The organism is Nocardia sp. CS682 (assembly GCF_004634405.1).
Taxonomy (GTDB): Bacteria; Actinomycetota; Actinomycetes; order Mycobacteriales; family Mycobacteriaceae; genus Nocardia; species Nocardia ninae.
The window spans coordinates 2,991,822-3,004,853 of record NZ_CP029710.1; the positions used below are offsets into that span (position 1 = coordinate 2,991,822).

At 68.4% G+C, this 13,032-nt stretch carries 11 protein-coding genes; 4 read left to right on the forward strand and 7 right to left on the reverse strand.

Going from position 1 to position 13,032, the window contains the following annotated elements; translation table 11 throughout:
- Window positions 1-6: 6 nt before the first annotated feature.
- On the reverse strand, window positions 7-2,517 hold the full coding sequence (gene nirB, locus DMB37_RS13455; RefSeq protein ID WP_135237553.1) for a nitrite reductase large subunit NirB: 2,511 nt from the start codon (window positions 2,515-2,517) through the stop codon (window positions 7-9).
- A gap of 321 nt (window positions 2,518-2,838) precedes the next feature.
- Window positions 2,839-4,098 carry an MFS transporter gene (locus tag DMB37_RS13460; protein ID WP_240772381.1) on the reverse strand — a complete coding sequence of 420 codons (1,260 nt, stop codon included), beginning with the start codon at window positions 4,096-4,098 and terminating at the stop codon, window positions 2,839-2,841.
- A 65-nt stretch (window positions 4,099-4,163) separates the two neighbouring features.
- Here DMB37_RS13460 and DMB37_RS13465 point away from each other — a divergent pair, with 65 nt between their 5' ends.
- Window positions 4,164-4,835 (forward strand): FadR/GntR family transcriptional regulator, encoded by a 672-nt coding sequence (locus DMB37_RS13465; protein ID WP_107660875.1) that lies wholly within the window; start codon window positions 4,164-4,166, stop codon window positions 4,833-4,835.
- 208 nt (window positions 4,836-5,043) lie between these two features.
- Window positions 5,044-6,534, forward strand: a complete 1,491-nt coding sequence (locus DMB37_RS13470; protein ID WP_135232997.1) for an MFS transporter — start codon at window positions 5,044-5,046, stop codon at window positions 6,532-6,534.
- Window positions 6,535-6,619: 85 nt separating this feature from the next.
- Here the strand turns inward: DMB37_RS13470 and DMB37_RS13475 are convergent, their stop codons facing one another.
- The 3 genes from DMB37_RS13475 to DMB37_RS13485 form a co-directional block, all read right to left on the reverse strand.
- Window positions 6,620-7,474 (reverse strand): TIGR02569 family protein, encoded by an 855-nt coding sequence (locus DMB37_RS13475; RefSeq protein ID WP_135232998.1) that lies wholly within the window; start codon window positions 7,472-7,474, stop codon window positions 6,620-6,622.
- A gap of 96 nt (window positions 7,475-7,570) precedes the next feature.
- Window positions 7,571-8,755 (reverse strand): adenylyltransferase/sulfurtransferase MoeZ, encoded by a 1,185-nt coding sequence (gene moeZ / locus DMB37_RS13480; protein WP_135232999.1) that lies wholly within the window; start codon window positions 8,753-8,755, stop codon window positions 7,571-7,573.
- A 96-nt stretch (window positions 8,756-8,851) separates the two neighbouring features.
- Window positions 8,852-10,021 (reverse strand): DUF3152 domain-containing protein, encoded by a 1,170-nt coding sequence (locus DMB37_RS13485; RefSeq protein ID WP_370465373.1) that lies wholly within the window; start codon window positions 10,019-10,021, stop codon window positions 8,852-8,854.
- 309 nt (window positions 10,022-10,330) lie between these two features.
- Between DMB37_RS13485 and DMB37_RS13490 the strand changes: the two genes are divergently transcribed.
- On the forward strand, window positions 10,331-10,987 hold the full coding sequence (locus DMB37_RS13490) for a TetR/AcrR family transcriptional regulator (RefSeq protein ID WP_107658960.1): 657 nt from the start codon (window positions 10,331-10,333) through the stop codon (window positions 10,985-10,987).
- Between the two features lie 75 nt (window positions 10,988-11,062).
- Here the strand turns inward: DMB37_RS13490 and DMB37_RS13495 are convergent, their stop codons facing one another.
- Together DMB37_RS13495 and DMB37_RS13500 are read right to left on the reverse strand one after the other, a co-directional pair.
- Entirely contained in the window at window positions 11,063-11,290 is a 228-nt protein-coding gene (locus tag DMB37_RS13495) for a DUF3107 domain-containing protein (RefSeq protein WP_135233000.1), read from the reverse strand.
- A 248-nt stretch (window positions 11,291-11,538) separates the two neighbouring features.
- Entirely contained in the window at window positions 11,539-12,090 is a 552-nt protein-coding gene (locus DMB37_RS13500) for a YceI family protein (RefSeq protein WP_135233001.1), read from the reverse strand.
- Window positions 12,091-12,192: 102 nt separating this feature from the next.
- Between DMB37_RS13500 and DMB37_RS13505 the strand changes: the two genes are divergently transcribed.
- Window positions 12,193-13,029 carry a helix-turn-helix transcriptional regulator gene (locus DMB37_RS13505; protein ID WP_135233002.1) on the forward strand — a complete coding sequence of 279 codons (837 nt, stop codon included), beginning with the start codon at window positions 12,193-12,195 and terminating at the stop codon, window positions 13,027-13,029.
- The last annotated feature ends 3 nt before the right edge of the window (window positions 13,030-13,032 follow it).

Genomic DNA, 13,032 nt, shown 5'->3' on the forward strand with positions numbered 1-13,032 from the left:
AAGCCGTTATTTCCCGAGCATGGCGGCGGGCACGTCCGGCATGCCCAGCAACACCGGTACCTTGCGTTCCCCGGTTTCATCGAACGCGATTGTGGGGTCGGTCTCATCCGGGGCATTGACGAAGGAGACGAAGCGCGACAGCTTCTCCTCGTCCTCCAGCACGGCCGCCCACTCGTCGCGGTAGCCGGCGACATGTTGGGCCATCACCGCCTCCAGTTCCTCGGCGATGCCGAGGCTGTCCTCGCAGATGACCTGCTTGAGGTAGTCGATGCCGCCCTCGAGCGCCTCCTGCCACGGCGCGGTGCGCTGTAACCGGTCGGCGGTGCGGACGTAGAACATCAGGTACCGATCGATGTACTTGATCAGGGTCTCGTCGTCGAGGTCACCGGCGAGCAGCACCGCGTGCTTCGGGGTGAGGCCGCCGTTGCCGCCGACGTAGAGGTTCCAGCCGTGCTCGGTGGCGATCACGCCGACGTCCTTGCCCCGCGCCTCGGCGCACTCGCGGGCGCAACCGGACACGGCCAGCTTCAGCTTGTGCGGGGAACGCAGTCCGCGGTAACGCTTTTCGAGCAACACCGCCATGCCGACCGAGTCCTGCTGGCCGTAGCGGCACCAGGTGGAGCCGACGCAGCTCTTCACCGTGCGCAGCGACTTGCCGTACGCGTGACCGGATTCCATGCCGACGTCGACCAGGCGCTGCCAGATCTGCGGCAACTGCTCCACCCTGGCGCCGAACAGGTCGATCCGCTGGCCGCCGGTGACCTTCACGTACAGGTCGAAGTCCTTGGCGATCTGGCCGATGGTGATGAGCTGATCGGCGGTCACCTCACCGCCGGGCATCCGCGGCACCACCGAGTAGGTGCCGTTCTTCTGCAGGTTGGCCAGGAAGTGGTCGTTGGTGTCCTGCAGCGCGGCCTGCTCGCCGTCGAGGATGTGCTCGCTGGAGGTGGAGGCCAGGATGGAGGCGACGGTCGGCTTGCAGATGTCGCAGCCGGTGCCCTTGCCGTACTTGGTGATCAGGCCGGAGAAGGTGCGGATGCCGGTGACCTGAACGATCTGGAACAGCTCGGCGCGCGACTGGGTGAAGTGCTCGCACAGCGCCTTGGACATCTCCACGCCGGACTGCTCGAGCAGCTTCTTGAGCATGGGAACGCAACCGCCGCAGGAGGTTCCGGCGGTCGTGCACTTCTTGATGCCCGGGATGTCGCAGGCGCCCTCGGCGATGGCGCCGCAGATCGCGCCCTTGGACACGTTGTTGCAGGAGCAGATCTGCGCGTCGTCGGGTAGCGCGTCGGCGCCCAATTCCGCACCGGCGGGCGAGATCAGCGCGGCGGGCTCGGCAGGCAGCGGCCGCCCGACCAGTGGGCGCAACGCGGCGTAGGCGGTGGCGTCGCCGACCAGGATGCCGCCGAGCAGGATCTGCGCGTCATCGGAGACAACGAGTTTCGCGTAGGTGCCCTTGGCGGCGTCGTGCAGCACCACCGACAGCGCGCCCTCGGTGGTGCCGTGCGCGTCACCGAAGCTGGCCACGTCGACGCCGAGCAGCTTGAGCTTGGTCGACATGTCCGCGCCGGGGAATTCGCCTGCGCCGCCGAGCAATCGGTCGGCGACGATCTCGGCGGTGGTGTAGCCGGGCGCGACGAGGCCGTAGCAGGTGCCCTCGACCGCGGCGCATTCGCCGATGGCCCAGATGCTCGGATCCGAGGTCTGTAAGCCGAGGTCGGTGATGATGCCGCCGCGCGGGCCGACCTCCAGCCCACTGTCGCGGGCGATCTGGTCGCGCGGGCGGACACCCGCCGAGAAGACGACGAGCGAGGCTTCGATGACCGAGTCGTCGGACAGGCTGACCCGGATGCCGTTGTCGCCTGCCTCGATCGAGGACGTGCCGACGCCGGTGTGCACGTGCAGGCCGAGATCGGTGACCAACCGTTCCAGGATGGCGCCACCACCCTCGTCCACCTGGGCGGGCATCAGCCGCTGGTTGTACTCGACCACGTGCGGGGTGAGGCCGAGCAGCCGCAGCGCGTTCGCGGCCTCCAGGCCGAGCAGGCCGCCGCCGACCACCACGCCGACCGCGCCCGGTCCGGCGGCCTCGGCGGCGGCCCGGATGCCGTCCAGGTCGTCGATGGTGCGGTAGACGAAGCATTCCGGGCGATCGTGGCCGGGCACCGGCGGCACGAAGGGATAGGAGCCGGTGGCGAGCACCAGCGCGTCGTAGGCGATGGTGTCGCCTGCCGACGTGGTGACCTTGCGGGCGTCCCGGTCGATCGACTCGGCGCGCTGGCCGAGCCGCAGGTCCACGAGGGCGTCGCCGGCGTATTCGTTGCCGGGCAGGGCCAGCGCCGCGGTATCCCAGGCGCCGACGTAGGTCGACAGACCCACGCGGTCGTAGGCGGGCAGCCGTTCCTCGCTGAGCACGACAACCTGCCACTGTCCTGCCTCGTCGCGCGAGCGCAGTGCCTCCACGAAACGATGCCCGACCATGCCGTGGCCGACGACGACCGCGGTCTTGCGCAGGGCTGGTTCGACTGAGTGATTCGTCGACGTGCTCAAGAAGGGCCTCCCAAGATCCGGTTGGCCCCACGGTAGGAAACAGGTATTGCCGCCATGCTGCGCACGATGACCGGCGCATCAACGGTTGCTCACGGACCCGGATTCACCAGGGTGAGCTCGGCTCATCCGCCTCCCCGCGAATTCAGGCCAGACCTAGGTGACACACCGGCAGCGTCGGCGACCGGCGGGGAGGTGACCGCAGCGGTGAGCCCGTGCCCGACGAGTTACCCATGTTCTCCAGAAATCAGTCGATGCGGGGTAACAGAGCAGCACCGGAGAGCCGACTTACTGCCAGGTGTCTTCGAGCATCCGCGGCTTGCAGGCCTGCCATGCACCGGCGAGCAGCACCAATACGGCCACCCCGAGCAGTGCGAACGGAGCGATCCAGCCGCCGGTGACCGAGTGCAGCACGCCGAACAGCAGCGGTCCGATGCAGGCCACCGCGTAGCCGACGCCCTGGGTGAAGCCGGACAGAGCCGCGGAACCACCGGGGGTGTTGGTGCGCAGGTTGATCAGGGTCAGCGCCATCGGGAAGGTGCTCGGGCCGAGACCCAACAGCACGACCCACAGGATGGGCACGCTCATCGGGGCGACGATCAGTCCTACGAAGGCGGCGACGAAGAAGACCGCGCAGCCGATCACCACGGGGAAGGGATTACGGAACCGGGTGACGACCGTCGGCGCACTGAGCGCCGCAACCAGACCGACCACCGCGAACAGCGCGAGCATCGAGCCGCCGAAGCCTGCGCTTGCTCCGGCGTCGCTGAGGATCTTGGGCAACCAGGTGAACATCGCGTAGGTGATCAACGACGTCATACCGAACATGCCCGCCATGCCCCACGCCACCGGCGACCGCCAGACCCGCCCGGTGCGCGGCGCGTCGATCGCGCCGAGGGCGGTGGTGTCCTGCACGTCGTGGCCGCGCCGGTCGCGCAGCACGCCGAGCCACGGCACCACGGCGGCGAAGCCGAGGATCGCCCACAGGCCCAGCGAGATGCGCCAGCCGTGCGCGTCGGCGATCGGGACCGCGACGAACGCGGGCACCACGGTGCCCAGTTGCACCATCACGATGTAGAGCGAGCTGACGATGGCGACCCGATCGGCGAAGTACCGCTTCACCAGCGGTGGAATCACCACGTTGCCGATACCCATGCCGGCCAGCGCCAGGGCGGAGAAGACGAGGAGTTCGGCGGTGCCCGACAGCAGCACCCGGACCAGCTGGCCGGTGCCCGCCATCAGCATGGCGACCAGCGCGGTGCGCTCCAGCCCGAGACGCCGCACGAGCACCGGGGTCAGCAGGCCGGACAGCGCGAACATCGCGGTCGGGATCATGCCGAAGACGCCGACCACCGCGGTGCCGTAGCCCACATCGGCGCCGATGCGTTCGGCAAGCGGGCTGAACGCGGTGACCGCGACCCGCAGGGTAAGCGCCGACATAACGATGGCGGCTAGAACGAGCAGACGGCCCTCCGTCAGCGCGCGTCGGCGCTGCTCGACCTGCGGAGATTCCTGTCCGGTCGGAGTTTTCTGGAGGGTTGCAGTCACTGCGAAATCATAGGATGACCGGATGATAGGAGGCAACGATTTGTGATGAGCGGTACTCTATGGCGGTGCAACCAGTCCGGCGCACCAGCCTCATCGCCCAGGTCACCGAGCAGCTGCGTGCCGAAATTCGTTCCAGCCGTTGGCCCATCGGGTCCCGCATCCCCACCGAACCGGAGCTGACCGAGCTCACCGGAACGGGTCGAAACACCGTGCGCGAGGCCGTCCAGGCCCTCGTGCACGCGGGGATGCTGGAGCGCCGCCAAGGCTCGGGAACCTACGTGATCGCCTCCTCCGACCTCGGCGGCACCCTCGGCAAGTACTTCGCCGATGCCGAAGAGCGCGATGTCCTCGAGCTACGCCTGGCGCTGGACACCACGGCCGCCGCGCTGGCCGCGCGCCGCCGCGACGACGGCGACATCGCGAACCTACTGCAGCTGCTCGCCGAGCGCGACAAGGCCTACGACGAGGACAACCCGGCCGCGATCGAGTCCGATGTCGAGCTGCACCGCGCGATCGTGGTCGCCAGCCACAACGCGGTCTACCTCGAGTTCTACGACTCGCTGCTGCCGATCATCGAGCAGGTGATCCGGGCCAGGACCCTGAAGTCCGACGACTCCTACCCCGAGGAGCACGCCGAGCTGGTGCACGCCGTGATCGACGGCGACCCCGAGCGCGCCGCGTCAGCGGCCAGCTGCTTCCTCGAGTCGCTCATCGCCGAATACCCCGACGTTCGATAACAGCAATCTCCCCTGCGGACGGCACGTGAATAACCACTCACGCGCCGTCCGCTTCGCATGTGAGTCGGAATTGCCTGGAACGTCACGCGTCGCCACGGAGCCGCAACAACCGGCCCCTACGTTGTGAAACGACCTAGAAAGGCAACTCGACTCCGCCGGCGGCGCCAGCCGCGATGAGGGCCGGTCGAGTGCGAACGAGAGGAAGCCGATGACTGCCATCGCAGCCGCCACCGGCACCGAGTCGACCACCGCATCCGAGACCTTCCAGCACCAGACCCGTGGCCGCTGGCTGGAACACTGGGAGCCGGACAATCTGAAGTTCTGGGAGTCCGGTGGCGCGCGCACGGCACGCAAGAACCTGATCTTCTCGGTGTTCGCCGAGAACCTCGGCTTCAGCATCTGGGTCATCTGGGGCACCGTGGTCACCAGCATGGGCGCCGCGGGCTTCCCCTTCCTCGAGGGCCTCGGCAAAGGCAACCCGACGGCGGTGAGCAACGCGCTGCTGCTGTCGTCCACCCCGACCCTGGTCGGCGCCGCGCTACGCATCCCCTACACCTTCGCGATCCCGAAATTCGGCGGCCGGGCCTTCACCGCGTTCAGCGCGGCGATGCTGCTCATTCCGACCCTCGGGCTGGCGTACTTCGTGAACCAGCCGGGCACGCCGATGTGGGTCTTCATGATCCTGGCCGCGCTCGCCGGTGTCGGCGGTGGCAACTTCTCCTCGTCGATGGCCAACATCAACTTCTTCTTCCCGGAGAACAAGAAGGGCGCGGCGCTCGGCATCAACGCCGCGGGCGGCAATCTCGGTGTGGCACAGACCCAGCTGGCGTTGCCGCTGCTGATCACCCTGGGCACGCACCTCACGGCCAAGGATCCGGCGGGCTACCGCTTCGGCATCACGCTGTCGGTGCTGGTGTGGATCCCGTTCATCCTCGTCGCGGCGTTCGGCGCGCTGCGCTACATGGACAGCGTCGCCAGCGCCAAGTCCGACGGCAAGTCCTACCGGCTGGCGCTGACCAACCAGCACACCTGGGTGATGGCGCTGCTGTACATCGGCACCTTCGGCTCGTTCATCGGCTTCTCCTTCGCCTTCCCGACGCTGATCAAGGCCAACTTCCCGGAGCTGGCCAAGATCGGCTGGATCAGCACCATCGGCAATCTGGCCTTCCTCGGCGCGTTCGTGGGCTCGTTCAGCCGGCCGTTCGGCGGCTGGGTGTCCGACAAGGTCGGTGGCGCCAAGATCACCGTGTGCGTGTTCGGCGGCATGGCCGTCTCGGTCGCGCTGATCATGGCCGCGCTGGAGCTGAAAAACTTCCCGCTGTACCTGATCTCGTTCCTGCTGCTGTTCGTCATGACCGGCATCGGCAACGGCTCCACCTATCGAATGATCCCGACCATCTTCAGCGCGATCTCCAAGAAGTACGCCGCCGAGCACGGTCTGGACCTCACCGAGTCGACCGCGTCGGCCCGGCGCCAGGCCGGTGCCGCGATCGGCGTGATCGGCGCGGTGGGCGCCTCGGGCGGCTGGCTGTTGCAGCAGGCGTTGCGGCTGTCCAACATTCACTACCACTCGATGGCGCCCGCGTTCTGGGCCTATGCCGTGGCGTTCCTGTTGATGGGCGCGGTCACCTGGTGGTTCTACCTACGGTCCTCGTTCGCGGTCCAGCGGATGCCGTCGCTGGCCTACGCCAAGGTGTAACCGGCACAACGCAGCACGCACGTCGGTCGTCGAAAGGCGCTGAGCCGCAAGGCTCGCCTCTCGGCGGCCGACGTTTTCGTTTGCGCTACACCATCAATCGGACCATGTCAGCCGTCCGGGCCAAGCCGGGAAACGCCTCCGGCGTCGAGCGCGGATGCAGCGCATGCACCGCGAGCCGGAACATGACCGCGCGCAACAACATCTGCGGCCATTCCGGCAGATCGCGCCAGCGCTCCAGCAGGCCGTCGTCGGCGCCACCCCAGGCCAGCGCGTCCACCACGATCACCCCGGCCGCCCACGGCGCGGGCCGCCAGTACGGCGTGATGTCGGTGAGGCCCGGAGTGTGGGTCCCGGCGAACAGCACGGTGCCGAACAGGTCGCCGTGCACCAGTTGGGCAGGCGTCTGCACCGGCTTACGCAGGGTGGCCAGCTGGCCGATGAGCTCCATGCTGCGCTGGCCGTCGGGCGAATCCGCCGAGGGCAGCGGTCCGCCCGCACGCAGGCTGCGCAGCGGCACCGCCTCCCAGGCCGCCCGGTCGGCCGCGACGAACACGTCCACATCGACCCACGGCGCCACCGGCGGCTGCACCAGGAACCGGGGCCGCTCGAGATGGGTCGTCGCCTGATGCAGGCGCAGCGACACCGAAACCACTTCGTCGTGCCGGGGTTCCGGGATGCCTTCCAAATAGGTGTCGGCGCGCCAGCCGGAGACCACGTAGCGGCCGTCGGTCGCGCGCACCGGCCGGGCGAGGCGCAGCCCATCCACCTTCAGCGTCTCGCGCACCTTCGCCGACCACGCCGCCCGCGCGTGATCGGCGACCGGGCTGAGCACCACGTCCCCGAACCGCCAGCCACCCTCCCAATCGCCCAGCGTGACCGGGGAAACTTCGCGCAGACCGAACGTGGCACGCACGTGCTCGGGAGGTTCCACAGAAGTCACGGCCGTACCGTACCGCCGTGGTGGACGCCGTACAGGACGCCGCGCCGAAGTGCAACCCCCGCCGTTAGGGCAGGGGTCACAGCGTCCTTCAGCGGATCAGTAGACGGGCAGCGACGGGTCGATCTGCCGCGCCCACGCGATGACCCCGCCTTGCAGGTGGGTGGCGTCGGCGAAACCCGCGCGCTTGAGCGCGGCCAAGGCCTCCGCCGAACGCACACCGGTCTTGCAGTGCAACACGATCGGGCGGTTCTGCGGCAGCTCGGACAGTGCCTCGCCGGACAGGATGCGGTCCTTCGGGATGAGCCGTGCGCCATCGATGTGTACGATGTCCCACTCGACGGGCTCGCGCACGTCGATCAGCTCGATCTCCTTGCCCGCGTCGAGCAGATCCTTCAGCTCGCGCGCGGTGACCGTCGAGTCGGCCGCGGCGGCCTGGCCCTCCTCGGACACCACCCCGCAGAACGCCTCGTAATCGATCAGTCCGGTGATCGGCTGACGCTCCGGGTCGCGGCGCAGCTTGATGGTCCGGTAGTTCATGTCCAGTGCGTCGTACACCATCAAGCGGCCGAGCAGCGGCTCGCCGATGCCGGTGATCAGCTTGATCGCCTCGGTCACCATCACCGAACCGATGGACGCGCACAGCACCCCGAGCACGCCGCCCTCGGCGCACGACGGCACCATGCCCGGCGGCGGGGCCTCCGGGTAGAGGTCGCGGTAGTTGATGCCGCGACCGTCGGGGGCGTCCTCCCAGAAGACCGAGACCTGGCCCTCGAAGCGGTAGATGGAGCCCCACACGTAGGGCTTACCCGCCAGCACCGCCGCGTCGTTGACGAGGTAGCGGGTGGCGAAGTTGTCGGTGCCGTCCACGATCAGGTCGTAGTCGGCGAACAGCTCGACGGCGTTCTCCGGCTCCAAGCGGATCTTGTGCAGCCGGACGTCGATGCCGGAGTTGATCTCGAGGATCGAGTCGCGCGCGCTGTCGGCCTTCGGGCGGCCGATGTCGGACTCGCCGTGGATGATCTGGCGCTGCAGGTTCGAGGCGTCCACCTCGTCGAACTCGACGATGCCGAGCGTGCCGACGCCGGCGGCGGCCAGGTACAGCAGCGCCGGGGAGCCGAGCCCGCCCGCGCCGATCACCAGGACCTTGGCGTTCTTCAGCCGTTTCTGCCCGTCGACGCCCAGGTCCGGAATGATCAGGTGGCGGCTGTAGCGGGCGACCTCGTCCTTGGTCAGCTCCGCGGCCGGCTCGACCAGCGGCGGCAGGGACTTAGGTGATGACACGTCCAGGACTCCTCGAATCGAATGGGTCGATCTCGTTGTGCAACACCCGCGACCAGACCGTTCTTCCCGACCTATCGTCGCGTACGGGGTGTCGCGTCAGCCGCGGGGGTACGGCCAGGGGTTGAAGCGGCAGCGCTTGCCGTCCATCGGGACGACGCCGTCGGGCTCGAGGGTCGCGATGTCGTTGTTCTTGGTGCCGAAGGTCTGCTGCATCATCACCGGGGCCAGGCCGCCGTCGGTCTCGCACGGCTGGTGCTGGTGGTAGCCGATGGCGTGGCCGACCTCGTGGTTGATCAGGTACTGCCGGTACGAGCCGATGTCGCCCTCGAAGGCGATCGCGCCGCGCACCCAGCGGACCTCGGAGAGCACCACCCGGCCGAGCTCGGCGTTGTAGCAGGACGAGTCGATCGGGATCTCGTATCCGCAGGCCTTGCGGGTGGATTCGCGGGAGGTGAGCGAGATGCGGAACTCGGTGTCGCCCTGGTCGACCCGGCGGAACGCGAACTTCTGATCGTGCGTCCAGCTCTTCGGGTTGGCGAGGGTGGACTCGATCAGCTTCGCCACCGACTCGTCGCCGCCGAAACCCGTGGTGTCGATGCCGTCCTCGATCTCCACGGTGTAGCGGAAGACCGAGTCGGTGCCGGTGCCGACCTGAGCGGACGCGCCGGGCACCACATGCCAAGTGCCGGTGCCGGTTTCGGCGAAGTTGCCACCCTGCGGCAGCGCGCCGGTCGGCAGGTCGGTGGGGAACTGGCCGTCGCCGGCCGGTCCGCCGATGATGCCGTCGCTCGCGGCGCGCGGACTCAGGTGGCCGAGGCCGGGCACGCCGCTCACCGTGGTCGCCGGGTCGGAGCCGCGCACCGCGTCGACCACCACCAGCACCGTGACGGCGAACAGCACCGGTAACGCGTAGGCCCGCCAGCCGTAGGTGGAGACGAATCTGCCCAGCGCACTTTGCTTTTTGATGCTGCGGTCGGGGCGTTCCCTGGTTCGGCCCTCGGTCGCAGCGGTGGGATCCCAGCTGGCGCGCAGCGGTTGATGGGAGCGGTCCGGCTGAGCGTAGAGACCGAGCGGGTCGTAGATCTCGACGCCGTCGCGGTCCCGGCGGGTGGCGGTCGAATCGGGCTGCCTGGTAAGCGGATCGGCACCGTTGGGGCGACCGTTGCGGTCCGGCCTGCGGGCGGAGCCCGCTTCGGCATCGAGCGGCGGCGCAGCGCCGGTGCGGGCGGCTGCGCCCGGTCGTGCTTCTGGGCCTGACCTTGCCACGGGTTCCGACCCTACGGAACCGGGCGCGCCGGGGCCAGCACGGCGGCGCGGATCGCGTCCACCGCCGGACGTGACCGGGGGGTCTGCGTGCCGCTCCCCGGGTCGGTCGGCGCGGAAAGTCACGGACACCAGGTTCTCACAGCGGGCCTGCGGCGCCGTCGGGCACGCCACAACCGCCGGGCGGTGCGACATTTCTCACCGGGTTCCCTCAGTTCTCCGGGCCCGGTCTGCGGGCGGGCAACAACCGAGTATCGTTCTGGGGATACCCGGTGCTTACCCCTTGCCGGGGAATCAACTGGGAGAGCCGAAATGACTGACCTCGTGGACCGGATGGCGTCCCGTAGATCGTCGTCCGAGCCCGCCAAACGCGGCACCCGGCTTCCGCGCGATGAGCGACGTCAACAACTACTCGCGGCCGCCAGCGAAGTCTTCGTGCAGCGCGGCTACCACGCCGCGGGGATGGACGAGATCTCGCAGTGCGCCGGAGTGAGCAAGCCGGTGCTGTACCAACACTTCACCAGCAAGCTGGAGCTGTATCTGGCGGTGCTGCAGAACTACGTCGACATGCTGGTGTCCAGCGTCCGGCAGGCGCTGCGGTCGACCACCGACAACCGCCAGCGGGTGCGGGCCGCGGTACAGGCCTACTTCGATTTCGTCGACAACGAGATGCAGGGCTTCCGGCTGGTCTTCGAATCCGACCTGACCAGCGAGCCGCAGGTGCAGCGCCGGGTCGAGCAGGCCACCGAGGCCTGCGTGGACGCGGTGTTCGACGTGGTGGCGCACGACTCCGGCCTGGACCCGTACCGAGCCCGCATCCTCGCGGTCGGCCTGGTCGGCGCGAGCCAATTCACCGCGCGCTACTGGCTGGAAGCGGATCGGCCGATCCCGAAGGAAGAGGCTGTGGACACCACCGTCTCCCTCGCCTGGGGCGGTCTGTCGCACGTCCCGCTGCACCCCATCGACTGAGCAAACGAACGACGCGAGCCCCTGCATCCCGAGGTTGCAGGGGCTCGTTGCTGTCGGCCCCAGGGGCCGAGAAAACTAGACGGTGGCGAAGCCGACGCGACCGCTGGTGACGGTGCCGATCTCGACGTAGGCAACCTTCGCAGCCTGGATCAGGAACTTGCGACCCTTGTCGTCGGTCAGCGACACGACGCCGCCGCTGCCGTTCAGCGCGTCGGCCACCAGCGCCTCGACCTCGTCCGGGGTCTGCGAGCTGTTGATCAAGAGCTCGCGCGGGCTATCCGAAATACCGATCTTGACCTCCACGGCCAACCTCCGAACGTAAGAGTCCTGTGCTGTCGATCCAAGGCTAGTGCTCCCCCGCCTCTCCGAGTATTCAGGCCAGACTTAGGTGCCACGTCAGGTGTCGTTGGCGACCGGCGGCAAGGCTCCATTTGAGTTAGCTGGTACCCGGCGAGTTACCCATGTACCTGCGAAATCAGTCGTTGCGCCGCGTCCGAAAGACGTATCGGCGGGACGGTGTTCGCCCATCGCGAACTCCGTCCCGGCCAGTGTTACTTCGGTTCGATGAGCTGGATCTCGAGCTCGATGTTGACCTTGTCGCTGAGCATGCCGGGCAGCGGGCCGCCGACGCCGAAGTCGGTGCGCTTGATGGTGCCGGTGGCGGAGAAGCCCGCGTGCCGGTTGCCGGTCGCGCCGAACTCCTGCACGCCACCCCACTCGACGTCCAGGGTGACCGGCTTGGTGATCGCGCCGAGGGTGGCCTCGCCCTGCACCTCGAAGCTCTCCGCGATCTGCACCGGCTCGGTGGCGCGGAAGGTCAGCGTCGGGCGGTTCTCGGCATCGAGGAAGTCGGCGGTGCGGATGTGCGCGTCGCGGTCGGCGTTGCCGGTGTCGAACGAGTCGAGGTAGATGGTCGCGCCGAGGGTGGCGGCGCCGGACTCGTCGACCACGAATTCGGTCTCGAAGCGGGTGAATCCGCCGCGCACCTTGGAGATGCCGAGGTGACGGATGGTGAAGGCCACCGACGAGTGCGCGGTGTCCAGGGTCCAGGAGCCGGGCTTCAGCGACTGGGTGGTCGTGGTGGACTCGGAAGAAGTTGTCATGCCAACCACCTTTGCCGGACCACGGTCCGTTAACCAGACCGCAGTTATCATGGCCCCCGTAGGGCGAGGTTAAGCCTCCTAGGACACGGCACGATGGGACCCATGGCACGCAACGGATTCGCCGAATTCCTCGTCGCGCGACGCGCGGAGCTACGCCCGGCCGATGTCGGCATGCCCGAGGGCAGGCGGCGCCGCACGCCGGGGTTACGCCGTGAAGAGGTGGCCGTGCGCGCAGGCGTCAGTGCCGACTACCTGGCGCGGCTCGAGCAGGGCCGCGACACCAATCCCTCGGTCGCGGTGATCGACGCGCTCGCCGATGCACTGCTGCTGCGTGGCGACGAGCGCCACCATTTCAGCCTGCTCGCGCTGGCCTCCGGCAACGAATCCCACTGCCCCGGTAGCGAATCGGCGCAGGAGAAGGTCGCCGAGACGATCCAGTCGATCCTGCGTGCGTTGCAGCCGACCCCCGCGTTCGTGGTCGGGCGCAGGCTGAATGTGCTCGGCTGGAACGCGGCGTGGGCGGACTTCGCCGCGCCGCTCGGCCTGCTCGACGGCGACGAACAGCCGAACCTGGCCTGGTACACGTTCGTCCAACCGACCGCGCGACAGGTGCTGCGAAACTGGTCCGAGGTGGCGGACACCTTCGCCGCGGCACTGTCGCGCGCCAAATTGCGCTGGCCCGGCGACGATTCCTTGGTGGAGACGATCGACGCACTGCGCCGCCACCCCGAGTTCGCGACCCGCTGGAAGCCACACCACGTCGGGGCGCCCATCTCGGGCATGCTGCAGATCGACCATCCGGTGCACGGCCTGGTGCACGTCCCGTTCGAAACGCTCGACGCCGATCGCGACCAGAGCATCATCGTGTGGCTCACCGATCAGGCCCAGACGCAGACACCCGGCCTGCGACTGGTCCGGCCTGCGGCCGTCAACGAGTAGCCC

What these genes read in the sequence shown, in the direction of transcription:
- DMB37_RS13470 (WP_135232997.1), top strand. Translation starts at nt 5,044, where the DNA reads ATGACTGCCATCGCAGCCGCCACCGGCACCGAGTCGACCACCGCATCC.
- DMB37_RS13490 (WP_107658960.1), top strand. Translation starts at nt 10,331, where the DNA reads ATGACTGACCTCGTGGACCGGATGGCGTCCCGTAGATCGTCGTCCGAG.
- DMB37_RS13500 (WP_135233001.1), bottom strand. Translation starts at nt 12,090, where the DNA reads ATGACAACTTCTTCCGAGTCCACCACGACCACCCAGTCGCTGAAGCCC.
- DMB37_RS13505 (WP_135233002.1), top strand. Translation starts at nt 12,193, where the DNA reads ATGGCACGCAACGGATTCGCCGAATTCCTCGTCGCGCGACGCGCGGAG.